The organism is Allostella sp. (genome assembly GCF_041913585.1).
Taxonomy (GTDB): domain Bacteria; phylum Pseudomonadota; class Alphaproteobacteria; order ATCC43930; family Allostellaceae; genus Allostella.
The window spans coordinates 19832-34317 of sequence record NZ_JAYSFE010000043.1 but is presented as its reverse complement, the minus strand read 5'-3'; the positions used below and the strand labels follow the sequence as shown (position 1 = coordinate 34317).

The following is a 14486-nucleotide window of genomic DNA, read 5'->3' as shown; positions in this document are numbered from 1 at the left end:
GATGACCGACACGCCCGCCTACACCCCGCCCAAGGTCTGGACCTGGAACAAGCCGAACGGCGGCCGCTTCGCCAACATCAACCGGCCGGTGGCCGGCCCGACGCACGAGAAGGAACTGCCGGTCGGCCGCCACCCGCTCCAGCTCTACTCGCTGGGCACGCCCAACGGCGTCAAGGTGACGATCCTGCTCGAGGAACTGCTGGCCGCGGACCACGCCGGCGCCGAGTACGACGCCTGGCTGATCCGCATCGGCAACGGCGACCAGTTCGGCAGCGGTTTCGTCGCCGTCAATCCCAACTCCAAGATCCCGGCGCTGGTCGACCGCAGCGGGCCCGAGCCGATCCGGGTCTTCGAATCGGGCGCGATCCTCGTCCATCTGGCGGAGAAGTTCGGCGCCTTCCTGCCGACCGAGCCGGCCCCCCGCGCCGAATGCCTGTCCTGGCTCTTCTGGCAGATGGGGGCGGCCCCCTATCTCGGCGGCGGCTTCGGGCATTTCTACGCCTACGCCCCGACCAGGATCGAGTATGCGATCGACCGCTTCGCCATGGAGGTGAAGCGCCAGCTCGACGTCCTCGACCGCCGCCTGGCGGAGAGCACGTACGTCGCCGGCGACAGCTACACCATCGCCGACATGGCGATCTTCCCCTGGTATGGCGGGCTGGTGAAGGGCTGGCTCTACGGCGCGGCCGAGTTCCTGTCGGTGGCCGACTACAAGAACGTCCAGCGCTGGGCCGACATGCTGCTGGAGCGCCCGGCCGTCCGCCGCGGCCGCATGGTGAACCGCCTCAGCGGCGACCCGGCGAGCCAGCTCCACGAGCGCCACGACGCCGCCGACTTCGAGACCCGGACGCAGGACAAGCTGGCGGCTGCGGAATAGGTGGTGCCCCTGGTCGGACTCGAACCAACACGCCCTTGCGGACAACAGATTTTGAGTCTGCCGCGTCTACCATTCCGCCACAGGGGCACTGGGCGCGGAACATAGCGACGGCGGGCGGCGAAGGGAATGGCGGAGGCGGCCTCCCCTAGACCCAGCCGGCGGCGCCGAGGAGGCCGCCCAGGACGAGCACCCAGAGCGGGTTGAGCCGCGTCCACAGCGAGACGGCGGCGGTGGCCAGCGTCAGGGCCACCGCCATCGCCGAGCGGTCGACCGTCTCGGCCACCACCCAGGCGCCGGCGGCGACGATGCCGACGGTGACCGGCGCCAGCCCGCGCTGGACGATCCGCCGCCACGGCCGGTCGCGGAAGCGGTGCCAGAGATGGGCGACGAGGAAGGTCAGGGTGCAGGCGGGCGTGCAGATGGCCGCCGTCGCCACCAGCGCCCCCGCCAGCCCCGCCACCTGCCAGCCGATCAGGGTGACGATCAGGATGTTGGGGCCGGGCGCCGCCTGGGCGATGGCGAAGAGGTCGGCGAACTGCTGCTCGGTGAGCCAGCCCGAGACCTCGACCGCCTGGCGGTGCATCTCGGGCAGGACGGTGTTGCCGCCGCCGAAGGCGAGCAGCGACAGGAGCGCGAAATGGCGGAGGAGGATTCCGAGTTCGCTCATCGCCGCCCCCTCCCCCTCAGCCGCGGCGCCACCAGGCGACCGCCATGCCGGCCGCCAGCAGGGGCGGCAGCACCCAGCCGAGCGGCCAGCGCAGCAGGCCGACGAGCACGAAGCCGGCGAGCGCGATCGGCACCGCCTCGAAGGGGCGCTCGCGGAAGAGCGGCAGGGCCATCTTCGCCGCCATGGCGACGACGAGGCCGGCCGCCGCCGCCGCCACCCCGGCGAAGACGTCGCGCACCGCGCCGTGGCCGCCGAACCGGGCATAGAGGGCCCCGGCCAGGCACATCAGCGCGACCGGCCCGCCGAGCAGGCCCGAGAGCGCCGCCAGCGCCCCCGGCAGGCCGCGGAAGCGGCTGCCGACGGCGATCGAGACGTTGACGATGTTGGGGCCGGGCAGGAACTGGCAGAGGCCGAGCACGTCGGTGAATTCCGGGGCCGACAGCCAGCCCCGGCGCTCGACCAACATCCGCCGCGCCCACGGCAGCACGCCGCCGAACCCGGACATGGCGATGCCGAGGAAGGCCACGAACAGCTGCGCCAGGGTGGGGACGGGCCGGGACGGGGCGGCCGCGCCCGGAGGGTGCGACATCGCGTCCTGGATAGTCGCCGGCCGGCCGCCGCGACAACAGGTTTCTGGCGCGCCGGCCCGCCGGCTGCGCTATCTCCCTCGGGGCGGAACGGACGGGAACGGGGCATGGAATCGACGAAGAGCCTGGCGGCCATCACGCTCGCCGCCGCGATCGGCGTTCTCGGCGGGGCGCTGCTGTTCGAGCATGTCGGCGGGCTCGCCCCGTGCGTGCTCTGCCTGTGGGGACGCTGGCCGTGGTGGATCGCCGGCGGCATCGCGCTGGCCGCGCTGCTGCTGGCGCCGCTGCGCCGGGCGCTGGGACCGGCCCTGCCGCTGCTGCTCGGCCTGATCTTCGCCGGCGGCTTCCTGCTCTCGGCCTACCATGTCGCGGTCGAGCAGCACTGGATCGCCGGACCCGCCACCTGCAGCGCCCCCCTCTCCGGCGCGCGCACCCTGGCCGACTTCCAGCGCATGGTCGTCGACCGCCCGGTGGTGCGCTGCGACGAGGTGCCGTGGGCCCTGTTCGGCATCTCGCTCGCCGGCTTCAACGCCATCTTCTGCCTGCTCCTGGCGGTGCTGGCGTTGCGCACCGCCGCCCGCCAGCGTCAAATGCCGGCATGACGACCGCCGAACCCCCGCGCCGCACCGCGCCCGCCCTCGACTGGCGGCTGCCGGGCGATCCCAGGCCGGCCGCCCAGGTCGCGCGCATGATCCGCGTCGACCATGCCGGCGAGTATGGTGCCAAGCGCATCTACGAGGGCCAGCTGGCGGTGCTCGGCCGCGGGCCCTCCGGGCCGACGATCCGCCACATGGCCGACCAGGAGGCGCGCCACCTCGCCGCCTTCGAGCGCCTGGTCGTCGAACGCCGGGTGCGGCCGACGGCGCTGCTGCCGGTCTGGCACGTCGCCGGCTATGCCCTGGGCGCGGCGACCGCACTTCTCGGCGCGCGGGCGGCGATGGCCTGCACGGTCGCCGTCGAGGAGGTGATCGACGCGCATTACCGCGGCCAGTCGGCGGCACTCGGCACCGCCGAGCCGGCGCTTCGCGACCAGGTCGAGGAGTTCCGCGCCGAGGAACTGGAGCACCGCGACACCGCGCTCGCGGCCGGCGCCACCGAGGCCCCGGCCTACCCCCTGCTCTCGACCGCGATCAAGGTCGCCTCGCGCCTCGCCATCCGCCTCTCCGAGCGGATCTGAGGCGCTTCAGAAGAGCCGACCGCCGTTCGGCACCGGCTGGTCGGGGCCGATCAGCACGACGGCGCCATCGGCGTCCGGGAAGCCCAGCACCAGCACCTCGGAGCGCACCGGCCCGATCTGGCGCGGCGGGAAGTTGACGACGCCCGCGACCTGCCGGCCGACCAGTTCCTCCGGCCGGTAGTGGACGGTGAGCTGGGCCGAACTCTTGCGGACGCCGATCGCGGGCCCGAAATCGACCTGCAGCCGGTAGGCGGGCCGGCGTGCCTCGGGAAAGGGCTCGGCCGCGACGATGGTGCCGACCCGGATGTCGACCCGGGCGAACTCGTCATAGGTGATCCGGTCCTGCGCGGCCGGGGGCGTGGCGCTGTCGCTCATGACGGCGGACCCTACCCGTCGGCCGCGGCACCCGCCAGCCGGGACCGGTCAGATGTCGAGGAAGACGGTCTCGTCGCGGCCCTGCATGACGATGTCCCAGCGCCAGGCGTCGGGGCCGTCGGGCCGGGCCAGCAGCGTGCCGCGCCGCTCCGGCGCGACCAGGGCGAGGATCGGGTCGGCCACGTTCGCGGGATCGCCGGCGAAATAGATTCGCGTGTAGAGGTGGCGCAGCAGACCGCGCATGAAGAGGCAGACGAGGAGATGCGGCGCCTGGACGCGGCCGCCCGGCCCCGGAACCGGCCCGGGCCGGACGGTGCGGAAGCGGTAGCCCCCGTCGGCGTCGGTCGGGACGCGCAGGAAGCCGTGGAAACCCGGATCGAGCGGCAGGTTGCGGCGGTCCTCGGGATGCGCGTAGCGGCCGGCGGCGTTGGCCTGCCACAGTTCCAGGACGGCGTCGGGGACCGGCTGGCCGGCGCCGTCCAGCACCCGGCCGCCGACCGCGACCGGCTCGCCCGCCGCGCCGGTGGCGATGTCGGTCACCACCATCGGGTCGAACCCGAGATGGACGAAGGGGCCGACGGTCTGCGACGGGGTGGCGGCCGGCATCATCGCCGGGCCTCCCCGCCCGGCTCCTCCACCGGCGTCGCCTCGCGGCCGCGCAGCACGATGTCGAAGCGGTAGCCGAGCGCGAACTCCGGCACGGTCGCCTCGAGGTCGAAGGCGGCGACCAGGCGCTCGCGCGCCGCCGGATCGGCGAGGCAATGGAAGATCGGATCGAACGGCAGCAGCGGGTCGCCCGGGAAGTACATCTGGGTCACCAGCCGCGTCAGGAAGCTCGGCCCGAACAGCGAGAAGTGGAGATGGGCCGGCCGCCAGGCGTTGGCATGGTTGCGCCAGGGATAGGCGCCAGGGCGGATGGTGGTGAAGCGGTAGCGGCCGGCGGCGTCGGTGACGGCGCGGCCGAAGCCGCGGAAGTTGGGATCGAGCGGCGCGTCGTGCTGGTCGAGCGGGTGGTGGTAGCGGCCGGCGGCATTGCACTGCCACAGTTCGACCAGGGTGTGCGGCACCGGACGCCCGTCCTCGTCGAGGACCCGCCCCTCGACGCGGATGCGCTCGCCGATCGGCGGCGCGGCGGCACCCAAAGTGAGGTCGGCCTCGTCCGGCGCCACCGCGAGATGCCCGAAGAGCGGCCCGGTGACCTCGGTCAGGGTGCGGGGGACGCGGACGGGCGGCTGCGCCGGCGCGCGGGCGACCGAAGAGCGGTAGGGCGGATGCAGATAGGCCGGCTGGGTTCCGACGCCCGGCCGCCGATAGCCCAGGATGTCGCTCAAGGTGCCTCCCTCGCGGGCGGTCCGACCACCGCGCCCGGGTGACCGGGCGGCCGCTCGTGCGAGGGAGACGTTGCGCGGAAGCCGGGCCGCCGTCAATTCCGGCGGCCGGCCGGCTCAGGTCTTGGGCCCGGTCTTGCCCTCGGCCGCCTTGGCCATCACCGCGCGCACCTCTTCCATGCTTTCGGCGACCCGCTTGTTGATGACCGCGAACGTGTCCTGGTTGGCGCGCGTCATCAGGTCGGCGATCTCCTTCATGTTGGCGATCGCCGTCTCGAACGCGGTCTTGGCGACCTCCGCCTGCTTCACCGCCTGGCGTTCCGGCCCGCCCGCCTTGGCGATCTCGCCCATCATGCGGGACGCCTCTTCCATGGTCTGGCGCAGGATCTCGGCCTGGCGCTTCATCACCGCCTGGACGCCTTCGGCGGCGAGCTGGTTCGCCTTGGTCAGGGCTTCGATGTTGCGCCGCTGGGCGGCCAGCAGCGCTTCGGTGTCGACGCCAGGCATGCGGAACTCTCCGACCATGCGCGTCACGTCGAAGTCGAGGAAGGGGTTGTTCTGCTTGACCATCGGTCGCTCTCCGGCTGGGGTGCGGGAAGCCTTAGCAAGTTTATGTTGCGCTGCAATCGTTATTGTTGCACTGCGGCATCGCGCTCGGGGGGCCGCGTCGCGCCGCCGAACAGCGAGGTCCATTCGTCGACCCGCCGCAGCGCCCGATCGAGGCGCGCCATGGTCCGCGAGAGGTCGGGCGACTCGTCGTCGAGCCAGGTCTGGACGGTGGCGAGGTAGGCGGCGGCGAACGCCTTGGTGCGGACGGCGCCGCGCAGCCCGGCCGTGTCGAGCCCGGCCACCTCCATCATCCAGCGCAGGGAGCGGCCGAAGGCCGGCAGCGCCGACAGGCCCGCCACCGGATCGCCGCGGAGATCGCGGGCGACGGCGGCGAGGCCCGGACGCCACGGCGCGAGATATTCCAGGCGCCGCATGACGACGTCGAACAGCCGGTCGCGCGGCTGCTCGTCGCTGTCCGCCGCCGGGTCGGCGCCGCGCGCCACCGCCATGTCGGCGCGCCGGGACATCGCCTCCAGGATCGCCGACTTGTCGGGAAAGCGGTCGTAAAGGTCGCCCAGCGGACGTCCCGCGGCCACCGCCACGTCGGCCAGGGCGACTCGACGCCAGCCGCGGTCGGCGGCGAGGCGCATCGCGGCATCGATCACCGCCGCTTCCGTCTCGTCCGCCGATGGCGGCTTGCGCGCTTCCTTCGCCATTTCGTCGTCCTCCCGAATCACCATACAAGACATGGGGTGTCGCAGTCGTCCGACCAGCGGCGACTTCCGGACTGTCGCACGTCGCCGCCGGTCGTCGTCGCCATGCGGCCTTGCAACGCGTTTTCGCGGTGCTATAAGAGTCAGGCGCAACTACCTGAATCAACGGGGGGTCAGGTCGATCGTGAGGGACGATCCGCGCCAATCGCCGACGCGGCCCAGCCGCCGTTCCGTACTGACGGGCATGGCGGCTCTGGCCTTTTCCGCAGCCGCCCTGCCGGTGCCTGCCAGCGCCGTGCCGCGCGGGCCGCGCAAGCCGACGGTCGTCATCGACGCCGGCCATGGCGGACACGACCCGGGGACCATCGGCTTCAGCGGTTCCCACGAAAAGGACGTGACGCTCGCCACCGCGCGCGAACTCTACCTGCAGCTGCAGGCGACCGGACGCTACCGCACCATCCTCACCCGGCGGGACGACCGGTTCCTCGGCCTCGGCCAGCGCGTCGACCTGGCGCGCGACGTCGACGGAGAGCTCTTCATCTCGCTCCATGCCGATTCGATCGGCCGGCCGGACATTCGCGGCGCCTCGGTCTACACGCTGTCGGAGGTGGCATCGGACGCCCAGGCGGCGGCGCTGGCCCAGAAGGAGAACCGGGCCGACCTGCTGGCCGGGGTCAACCTCGCGCACCAGTCGCGCGAGGTCAGCCGCATCCTCATCGACCTGATGCAGCGCGAGACGAAGAACCGCTCCGCCGTCTTCGCCTCGGGGCTGCTGCCGGAACTGGCGCGCCACACGACGCTGATCTCCTCCAGCCATCGCTTCGCCGGCTTCACCGTGCTGACGGCGCCCGACATCCCGTCGGTGCTGATGGAGATGGGCTACCTCTCCAACCGGCACGACGAGCAGCTGCTGCTCAACCCGAACCACCGCTCCAAGGTCGCCCAGGCGACCGTGCGGGCGGTCGGACGCTATTTCGCGCAGAAGGAGTTCCTGCGGCCGCTGTGACCGCGGCGGCCGTGGCCGGAAGGCGCGGAACCGTCAGCCGGCGAGTTCGCGCGAGCGCCGCGTGGCGGCGGCGATGGCGCGCGTCATCAGCGGCTGGAGCCCGTCATCGGCCATCAGGACCGCCAGGGCCTCCTGGGTCGTGCCGTTGGGCGAGGTGACGTTGCGGCGCAACGTCGCCGCCGGCTCCGATGACCGGCGCACCAGGGCGCCCGAGCCGGCGACCGTGGTGCGCGCGAGCCGCATCGCCAGATCCGCCGGCAGGCCGGCCTCGCGTCCGGCCTCGGCGAGGCACTCGATCAGCAGGAAGACATAGGCCGGTCCGCCGCCCGAGACCGCGGTGACGGCGTCGATCAGGCCCTCGTCCTCGACCCAGGCGACATCGCCGACGGCCGCCAGGAGGGCGTCGCACGCCTGGCGCTGGGCGGCCGACACGCGGGCGCTGGGCACGGCCACCGTCATGCCCTCGCCGACCGCGGCCGGCGTGTTGGGCATCGCCCGCACGATCGCGGCCGGACCGAGCGCGCGCTCGAAATAGGCGATCGTCTTGCCGGCGGCGATCGACAGGAAGACGGTGCCGGGCCCGGCGAACCGGCGATAGGCCGGCAGGACGCCATCCATGCTCTGCGGCTTGACCGCGAGCACCACGACGCCCGGCCGGAAGTCCGCCGCCAGCCCGTCCGGCCCGTCGTGGAGCGAGATGTCCGCGAGCCCGGAATAGCGCGGGTCGGGCGACGGCTCGACGATGGCGCAGCCGGCCGCCGTCAGGCCGCGGGCACGCCAGCCTTCCAGCATCGCTCCGCCCATCTTGCCGCAGCCGACGAGGAGCAGCGGGCCGATCGCCTGTTCCGCCATCGCCCCGCTCCTCACGCCTCGCCGATCGGGTCGATCATCGCCGCCGTCAGGGCCTCGCCCGGGGCCTTGCCGCCCCAGACGACGAACTGGAAGGCCGGGTAGAAGCGCTCGCACTCGGTCAGCGCCGCGTCGACGAGGTCCTCGACCTGCTCGACGCTGGCTCCGAGCGACCCGCGCAGCAGCAGCGCGTGGCGGAAGCTCGGCTGGCTGGAATCGCCGGCGAGGTCGAAATGGCCGAGCCAGAGCTTCTCGTTGACGAGCGAGAGCAGTTCGAAGACGGCGGTGCGGCGGGCGCGCGGCACCTTCATCTCGAAGCCGCAGGAGAACAGCATGGCGTTCATGTCCGGCTGCCAGACGAAGAACAGCCGGTAGTCGCACCAGCGGCCGCCGATCTCGACGAACATCTCGTCGTCGCTCGCGCGTTCGTGCGCCCACTCGTTGGCGGCGACGATCTCCTCGACGAGATCGATCGGATTGGCCGCGGCGGCGGCAATCTCGGAAGCGGACGTGATGCTCATCGTCAATGATCCTCCCGAGCAGGACCGGGCTGCGACCGGCCGGGCAGAAGCCGGCCGCGAGGTGGCACTCGGGCGGCGCCGTCCGGAGACGGCGCGGGGGAAGTCGACATGTTGTGTAGCAACGCGCCCCTGCACACCACGGCCTGTAGGGTGCCAAAAGCGATTCGTGCGCGCAAGCCAAGCTTGGCCATCGTCATCGTACCGTCATGCGCAGTCCCACGGCACCGACCGCGGAAAAGCCTGTCGCCGACGCCCGATTGCGAGTGTTTGGGGGTTCTGACGGAACCCTTAGAGCCGCCGGCGCTTTTCCTGTCAAGAGAATTGCGTGTCGCGCCGCCCGCCGGATGCCCGGAAAGTCCCCGGAAAGTCTCGATCGGGTCTTCGCGAACGTTCCCGTTCTCGATCGCGAATCCGGTCGAAGACTGGCTCCGGCCGGGCGCGCGACACCGCGGTTCTCGGACGCCGGCCCGCGGTCCTGGACCAGAGGCCGGCGCGGCGCGGGGCCGGTCGCGCGGTCTTGGACCCACCGCGCGGCCGGTTCGGCCGCCGCTACTCCCCGCTCGGCCCGGGCGGCGGGAGGCGCGCCTCCAGGGCGGCGATCCGTGCCTCGAGTTCGGCGACCCTGAGGGCGAGATCCTCGCCCGCCATGCGCGCGTTGGCCGCCAGCGCCCGGGTGGCGTCCAGTTCCTCGCGGGTCGGCACCTCCATGCGCTGCAGCACGGATTCGACCTGCCCCTTGGCGCGGGTCTCCACTTCCTGGCGCACGGCCCCCAGGGCATCGACCGCGCCGCCGGCGAGGCGCGCCAGGTCGTCGAAAATTCGCTTGTCCGCCGCCATCAGGGCCCTCCATGCCGCCGGGATCGAGGCCAATCTAGGCGCCCGCCCCCGGCGTCGCAACGCATGGCCGCTCGCCGCCGGCCCCGGCCCGCGAATTCCTGTCGACGCTGCCGCGCGGTTGGACGATCCTCGCCGGCGTCCATCCGGGTCATCCGACACGACAAGTCAGCGGGAGGAGCGCGATATCATGGCAGCATCGCAGAAGGTCGCCCTGGTGACCGGGGCAGGAACGGGCGTCGGCCGCAGCGCCGCCCTGGCGCTGGCCAAGGACGGGTTCGCCGTCGTACTCGCCGGCCGCCGCCGGGAACCGCTCGAGGAAACGGCGGCGCTGGCCGCAGGCGCACGGACCCTGGTGGTGCCGACCGACATCGCCGACCCGGCCTCGATCGATGCGCTGTTCGCCAGGACGAAGGAGGTCTTCGGACGGCTCGACGTGCTCTTCAACAATGCCGGCATGGGCGCGCCCGCGGTGCCGCTGGAGGACCTCTCGGTCGGGCAGTGGAAGGCGGTCGTCGACGTCAACCTGACCGGCATGTTCCTGTGCACGCAGCACGCCTTCCGCATCATGAAGGCGCAGGATCCGCGGGGCGGCCGCATCATCAACAACGGCTCGATCTCGGCCCACGCGCCGCGGCCCAACTCGGCCCCCTACACGGCGACCAAGCACGCCGTCACCGGCCTCACCAAGTCGACCAGCCTCGACGGGCGCAAGTACGACATCGCCTGCGGCCAGGTCGACATCGGCAATGCCGCGACCGAGATGACCGAGCGCATGACCAGGGGCGTCCTGCAGGCGAACGGCGAGACGATGGTCGAGCCGCGCATGGACGTCGCCCATGTCGGCAGTTCCGTGGCCTACATGGCGAGCCTGCCGCTCGACGCCAACGTCCAGTTCCTGACGGTGATGGCGACCAAGATGCCCTTCGTCGGCCGCGGCTGACGGCGGGCGGACGACGGGAGGGGCAGCGCCATGAGCGACGCGGGCGTCACCTATCGCGGCCCGGCGGTCAGCCGGTTCCACTACGCCGCCAACACCGCCCTGGTGGATACCGGCAACATCCACCTCGTCTCCGGCCTGCCGCTGGCGGATGCCGTCCGCTCGACCAACCGCATCGGCGACCTCGACGCGGAACTCGGCCGGTCGGTCGAGGCGGACCCCGCCGCGGTCTTCGCCTTCGACCCCGCGCGCGGCACCCTGACCCAGACCCTGCGCGGCTACCGGCGGACGCTGCGCCACTATGGCGGGCTCGGCTGCATCCTGCTGCCGGCGGGCTTCGACGACGTGTTCTTCGACACCGTCCCCCATCGCGCGCCGAAGCCGCCGCACGCGCCCGAGGATTTCGATGTCGATGCGGCGGCGCTCGACGATCCCGGGCTGCGCGCCGCCGTCGACCTCGCGTTCGCCCCGGACGCGCTGACCGCCTCGGTCATGGTGATCCATCGCGGCCGCGTCATCGCCGAACGCTACGGCGCCGGCGCCGGGCGCGACACGATGCTGGCGAGCTGGTCGATGGGCAAGAGCATCGCCGCGCTGGTGATCGGCCGGATGGTCCAGGAGGGCCGGCTCGAACTGGAAGCCGAGGCGCCGATTCCGGAATGGCACGCCGCACCCGAGGACGGCCGCCGCCGCATCCGCCCGGCCGACCTCGCGCGGATGAGCAGCGGCCTGCGCTTCTCCGGCGCGCGCGAGCCCGAGCACCTGTGGGGCCGCGGCGTCGCCGACCACCAGCTCGTCTATGCCGAGGCGATCGACAGCTACGCCTTCTCGCTCGCCCAGCCGGCCCAGCATCCGCCGGAGACGGTGGGCCGCTACCGCAACTGCGACATCGCGGCGCTCGGCGCGATCGCCGCGCGCTCGGAGCAGGCGGCCGGGCGCGATCCGCTGACCCTCGTCGAGCGGCTGCTGTTCCGGCCCCTCGGCATCCGCCGCATGACGCTGTCGGCCGATGCCTACGGCAACATCGTCTATACGGGGATGAACTACGGCACGGCGCGCGACTGGGCCCGCCTCGGCCAGTTCTGCCTCGCCCGCGGCGAATGGACCGGGCAGCGCCTCGTTCCGGCCGCCTATATCGACTTCATGGCGACGCCCGCGCCCGCCTGGCTCTCCCTGCCGGAACCGCTCAGCGACTTCCACCATCTCTACGGCGGCGGCTGCTGGCTCAACCGCGCGACCCAGCGCGTGCCGCCGCCCTGGGCCCTGCCGGAGGACGCCTACAACTTCGCCGGTGCCGGCGGACAGCGGGTCTTCGTCGTGCCGTCGCTCGACCTCGTCGTCGTCCGCCACGGCCACATGCGCGGGGTCGAGCCCGACCGGCGGACGAACGAATTCCTCGCCGCCCTGATGCCGCTGCTCGGCCCGCCCGCCCGGTAACCCGGATCGGCAGGCCGGCTCAGTAGCCGCGGCCGCGGTCGACCGTCCCCAGCAGCGGCTCGCCGCGCTGGTGGCGGCGGACGTTCTCCAGGAAGACGTGGGCGGCCGTCTGCGGCTGCGTCATGCTGGCGACGTGCGGCGTCAGCACGATCTTCGGGTGCGTCCAGAAGGGATGGCCGGGCGGCGCCGGCTCGGTCGAGACGACGTCGACGATGGCACCGCGCAGATGCCCCGAATCGAGCGCCGCCACCAGGTCGGCGTCGACGAGATGGCCGCCGCGGCCGACCTGGACGAGGCCGGCCCCGGACGGCAGCCGGGCGAAGGTCTCGGCGTTCAGGATGCCGCGCGTCTCCGGCGTCAGCGGGACGAGGCAGACCAGGATGTCGGTCCGTTCCAGGAACGGCCCGAAGCCGTCGTCCCCGGCGAAGCATTCGACGCCTGCGATGGCCTTGGGCGAACGGCTCCAGCCGGCGAGCGGAAAGCTGAACGGCCGGAGCCGCTCGATGGCGGCGGTGCCGAGCGAGCCCAGCCCCATGATGCCGACCCGGCGCTGCGGCGCCGTCACCACCCGCTTCTCCTGCCACCGGCCCTCGCGCTGGAACTGGAGGTAGTCGACGAGGTCGCGATGGAGCATCAGCACGCCCATCACGACGTATTCGGCCATGCTGGCGATCAGGTTGGGATCGACCATCCGCACCACCGGCAGGTGTGCCGGCACCGCCGAGAGGTCGAGCTGGTCGACGCCGGCGGCGACCGAGAACATGACCTCGAGGTTGGGAAAGAGCGCGCCGATGTCGGCCGGCGGCTGCCAGGCGACGAGGTAGCGCACGGCAGCTGGGTCGCCCGTCTCCGGCCACATGTGGAAGGCGAGGTCGGGGGCGTGCTCGGCCAGGATCCGGGCCCATTCGCGGCCGCGCACCGGGTCGGACTTGTAGACGATCGTCATCGCTGGAACACCTCGGCAGAGGGCGGACCGGCCGGCGAGGCAATCGCCATGCCGCTCAGCAGGACCATTGGAAGCCGTCGACGACCAGCGCCTGGCCGGTCATGAAGGAGGGCTCGGCGGTGGCGAGGAAGACCACGACCTGGGCCACGTCCTGGGGCGTGCCGACCCGGCCGAGCGCGATACCGCGCCGGAACTCCTCTTCGCGGGCCGCGATCATGGTGCTGACCAGTTCGGTCTTGATGACGCCGGGGCAGATGGCGTTGACGGCGATGGTCGGCCCCAGTTCCTTCGCCAGCGCGCGGGTCATCCCGAGGATGCCGGCCTTGGCGGCGGCATAGGCGAAGCGGCTGACGGCGCTGGTCACCCCGCCGCTCAGCGCGTTGACCGACGACATGCTCGCGATCCGCCCGCCGCCCTGGCGCAGCATCACCGGCGCCGCCGCCCGGACATAGTTGAAGCAGCTCTTGAGGTTGATCGCGATCGTGCGGTCGAACTCGTCCTCGGCGATCTCCAGGATGCCCTTGGCCATCGACCGGCCGGCATTGTTGAGCAGGAAATCGATGCGGCCCCAGGTACCGTCGACCGCGGCCGCGATCTCGCCGGCGCGGCCATGGTCGGCGACGTCGGCCTCGAAGGTCAGGGCCTCGACCCCGGCGGCGCGGATCTCGTCGGCGGTCCGGGCCATGTCCTCGGGCAGCAGGTCGACCAGGGCGATGTCGAACCCCTTGCCGGCCAGCGCCAGGGCCGAGGCGCGGCCGATGCCGCGGGCACCGCCGGTCACGATCGCGGTTCGTCGCATGGCTCGATTCTCCTCGGGTCAGGTCGGGGACGGGGCTGCTACCATGATCCGGCGCGACATCCCAGTCAGCCCCCGACACGACCGGATCCCGACGAGAGCCGCCTTGGACATCCATTTCGAGAACCGCCGCGTCGTCGTCACCGGCGCCGCCCGCGGCATCGGGCAGGCGATCGCCCGCGCCTTCGCCGAGCGCGGCGCCGCCGTCCATGCCTGTGACCTGCTGGAAGACCAGCTTCGGACGCTGGCGGCATCGGCCGTGCCCGCCCGCGGCGGCAGCCTGACCGTGCGGGCGCTCGACCTGACCGACGGCCCGGCGGTCGCCGACTTCGTCGCCGCGGCCGCCGCGGGCGGCGCGATCGACGTGCTGGTGACGGTGGCGGGCGGCGTCCGCGGCCAGAGCCCGCAGCCCTTCGAGACGGTCGACGAGGCGAGCTGGCGCGAGATCTACGACGCCAACGTCCTGACCGCCTTCCACGCCGTACGGGCGGTGGTGCCGGGCATGAAGGCGGCCGGCCGCGGCCGCGTCGTCACCATCTCGAGCGGCGCCGGCCTGCGGCCGAGCCTGACCGGCATCCAGTCCTACTGCTCCTCCAAGCACGCGCTCGTCGGCCTGACCCGCCAGCTGGCGCAGGAACTGGGGCCGTTCGGCATCACCGTCAATTCGGTCGCCCCGGGCTTCCTGCGCACCAGCCCCGACTACGAGCGGCAATGGCAGGGCTACGGCGAGGACGGACAGCGGGCGCTCATCGCCCGCATCCCGATGCGCCGCCTCGGCGAACCCGAGGACATCGCCCACGCCACCCTCTTCCTCGCCTCGGACTATGCGTCCTGGATCACCGGCCAGGTGCTGCCGGTGTCGGGCACGCCCTTTCCCTGATCCC

General features: G+C 72.5%; 19 protein-coding genes and 1 tRNA gene. 7 read left to right on the top strand and 13 right to left on the bottom strand.

Annotation, left to right across the window (positions count from 1 at the left end; translation table 11 throughout):
- Position 1 precedes the first annotated feature (1 nt).
- Positions 2-877 (top strand): glutathione-dependent disulfide-bond oxidoreductase, encoded by an 876-nt coding sequence (gene yghU / locus ACE3Q3_RS10575; protein ID WP_374445527.1) that lies wholly within the window; start codon positions 2-4, stop codon positions 875-877.
- A gap of 1 nt (position 878) precedes the next feature.
- Here the strand turns inward: yghU and ACE3Q3_RS10570 are convergent.
- From ACE3Q3_RS10570 to ACE3Q3_RS10560, 3 genes are all read right to left on the bottom strand, one after another.
- Positions 879-964, bottom strand: a tRNA-Leu gene (locus ACE3Q3_RS10570).
- Positions 965-1022: 58 nt separating this feature from the next.
- Positions 1023-1544, bottom strand: a complete 522-nt coding sequence (locus ACE3Q3_RS10565) for a chromate transporter (protein WP_374445525.1) — start codon at positions 1542-1544, stop codon at positions 1023-1025.
- Between the two features lie 16 nt (positions 1545-1560).
- A complete protein-coding gene (locus ACE3Q3_RS10560; RefSeq protein ID WP_374445522.1) occupies positions 1561-2133 on the bottom strand; it encodes a chromate transporter in 573 nt (190 codons plus the stop codon).
- A 105-nt stretch (positions 2134-2238) separates the two neighbouring features.
- On the opposite strand from ACE3Q3_RS10560, the gene ACE3Q3_RS10555 reads away from it, so the two are divergent.
- Positions 2239-2733 carry a disulfide bond formation protein B gene (locus ACE3Q3_RS10555; protein WP_374445519.1) on the top strand — a complete coding sequence of 165 codons (495 nt, stop codon included), beginning with the start codon at positions 2239-2241 and terminating at the stop codon, positions 2731-2733.
- Positions 2730-3308, top strand: a complete 579-nt coding sequence (locus tag ACE3Q3_RS10550; RefSeq protein WP_374445517.1) for a demethoxyubiquinone hydroxylase family protein — start codon at positions 2730-2732, stop codon at positions 3306-3308. Before ACE3Q3_RS10555 ends, ACE3Q3_RS10550 begins: the two co-directional genes overlap by 4 nt.
- A gap of 6 nt (positions 3309-3314) precedes the next feature.
- Here ACE3Q3_RS10550 and ACE3Q3_RS10545 read toward each other — a convergent pair whose 3' ends face one another.
- From ACE3Q3_RS10545 to ACE3Q3_RS10525, 5 genes are all read right to left on the bottom strand, one after another.
- The gene (locus tag ACE3Q3_RS10545; RefSeq protein ID WP_374445515.1) at positions 3315-3683 is read right to left on the bottom strand and encodes a tRNA-binding protein; all 369 of its coding nucleotides are present in this window, start codon (positions 3681-3683) and stop codon (positions 3315-3317) included.
- A gap of 48 nt (positions 3684-3731) precedes the next feature.
- The gene (gene pcaG, locus ACE3Q3_RS10540) at positions 3732-4292 is read right to left on the bottom strand and encodes a protocatechuate 3,4-dioxygenase subunit alpha (RefSeq protein WP_374445511.1); all 561 of its coding nucleotides are present in this window, start codon (positions 4290-4292) and stop codon (positions 3732-3734) included.
- On the bottom strand, positions 4289-5014 hold the full coding sequence (gene pcaH, locus ACE3Q3_RS10535) for a protocatechuate 3,4-dioxygenase subunit beta (protein ID WP_374445509.1): 726 nt from the start codon (positions 5012-5014) through the stop codon (positions 4289-4291). The genes pcaG and pcaH overlap by 4 nt, the downstream gene beginning before the upstream one ends.
- 114 nt (positions 5015-5128) lie before the next feature.
- Complete coding sequence (locus tag ACE3Q3_RS10530) at positions 5129-5581, bottom strand: phasin family protein (RefSeq protein WP_374445507.1); 453 nt, start codon at positions 5579-5581, stop codon at positions 5129-5131.
- A 59-nt stretch (positions 5582-5640) separates the two neighbouring features.
- On the bottom strand, positions 5641-6276 hold the full coding sequence (locus ACE3Q3_RS10525) for a TetR family transcriptional regulator (protein ID WP_374445504.1): 636 nt from the start codon (positions 6274-6276) through the stop codon (positions 5641-5643).
- 241 nt (positions 6277-6517) lie between these two features.
- Between ACE3Q3_RS10525 and ACE3Q3_RS10520 the strand changes: the two genes are divergently transcribed.
- The gene (locus ACE3Q3_RS10520; protein ID WP_374445501.1) at positions 6518-7279 is read left to right on the top strand and encodes an N-acetylmuramoyl-L-alanine amidase; all 762 of its coding nucleotides are present in this window, start codon (positions 6518-6520) and stop codon (positions 7277-7279) included.
- A 33-nt stretch (positions 7280-7312) separates the two neighbouring features.
- On the opposite strand, the gene proC is transcribed toward ACE3Q3_RS10520, so the two are convergent.
- The 3 genes from proC to ACE3Q3_RS10505 form a co-directional block, all read right to left on the bottom strand.
- A complete protein-coding gene (proC, locus tag ACE3Q3_RS10515) occupies positions 7313-8131 on the bottom strand; it encodes a pyrroline-5-carboxylate reductase (protein WP_374445497.1) in 819 nt (272 codons plus the stop codon).
- An 11-nt stretch (positions 8132-8142) separates the two neighbouring features.
- Positions 8143-8649 (bottom strand): YbjN domain-containing protein, encoded by a 507-nt coding sequence (locus ACE3Q3_RS10510; protein WP_374445494.1) that lies wholly within the window; start codon positions 8647-8649, stop codon positions 8143-8145.
- Positions 8650-9198: 549 nt separating this feature from the next.
- Positions 9199-9486, bottom strand: coding sequence for an accessory factor UbiK family protein (locus tag ACE3Q3_RS10505; RefSeq protein WP_374445492.1), 288 nt, complete (start codon positions 9484-9486; stop codon positions 9199-9201).
- 187 nt (positions 9487-9673) lie between these two features.
- Here ACE3Q3_RS10505 and ACE3Q3_RS10500 point away from each other — a divergent pair, with 187 nt between their 5' ends.
- Together ACE3Q3_RS10500 and ACE3Q3_RS10495 are read left to right on the top strand one after the other, a co-directional pair.
- The gene (locus ACE3Q3_RS10500; RefSeq protein WP_374445489.1) at positions 9674-10426 is read left to right on the top strand and encodes an SDR family oxidoreductase; all 753 of its coding nucleotides are present in this window, start codon (positions 9674-9676) and stop codon (positions 10424-10426) included.
- 30 nt (positions 10427-10456) lie between these two features.
- On the top strand, positions 10457-11860 hold the full coding sequence (locus tag ACE3Q3_RS10495) for a serine hydrolase domain-containing protein (RefSeq protein WP_374445487.1): 1404 nt from the start codon (positions 10457-10459) through the stop codon (positions 11858-11860).
- 19 nt (positions 11861-11879) lie between these two features.
- On the opposite strand, the gene ACE3Q3_RS10490 is transcribed toward ACE3Q3_RS10495, so the two are convergent.
- Positions 11880-12806: a 2-hydroxyacid dehydrogenase gene (locus tag ACE3Q3_RS10490; protein WP_374445484.1), complete on the bottom strand. Its 927-nt coding sequence runs from the start codon at positions 12804-12806 to the stop codon at positions 11880-11882.
- A gap of 55 nt (positions 12807-12861) precedes the next feature.
- Positions 12862-13605: an SDR family NAD(P)-dependent oxidoreductase gene (locus ACE3Q3_RS10485; RefSeq protein ID WP_374445482.1), complete on the bottom strand. Its 744-nt coding sequence runs from the start codon at positions 13603-13605 to the stop codon at positions 12862-12864.
- Positions 13606-13708: 103 nt separating this feature from the next.
- Between ACE3Q3_RS10485 and ACE3Q3_RS10480 the strand changes: the two genes are divergently transcribed.
- Entirely contained in the window at positions 13709-14482 is a 774-nt protein-coding gene (locus ACE3Q3_RS10480) for an SDR family NAD(P)-dependent oxidoreductase (protein ID WP_374445480.1), read from the top strand.
- Positions 14483-14486 lie beyond the last annotated feature (4 nt).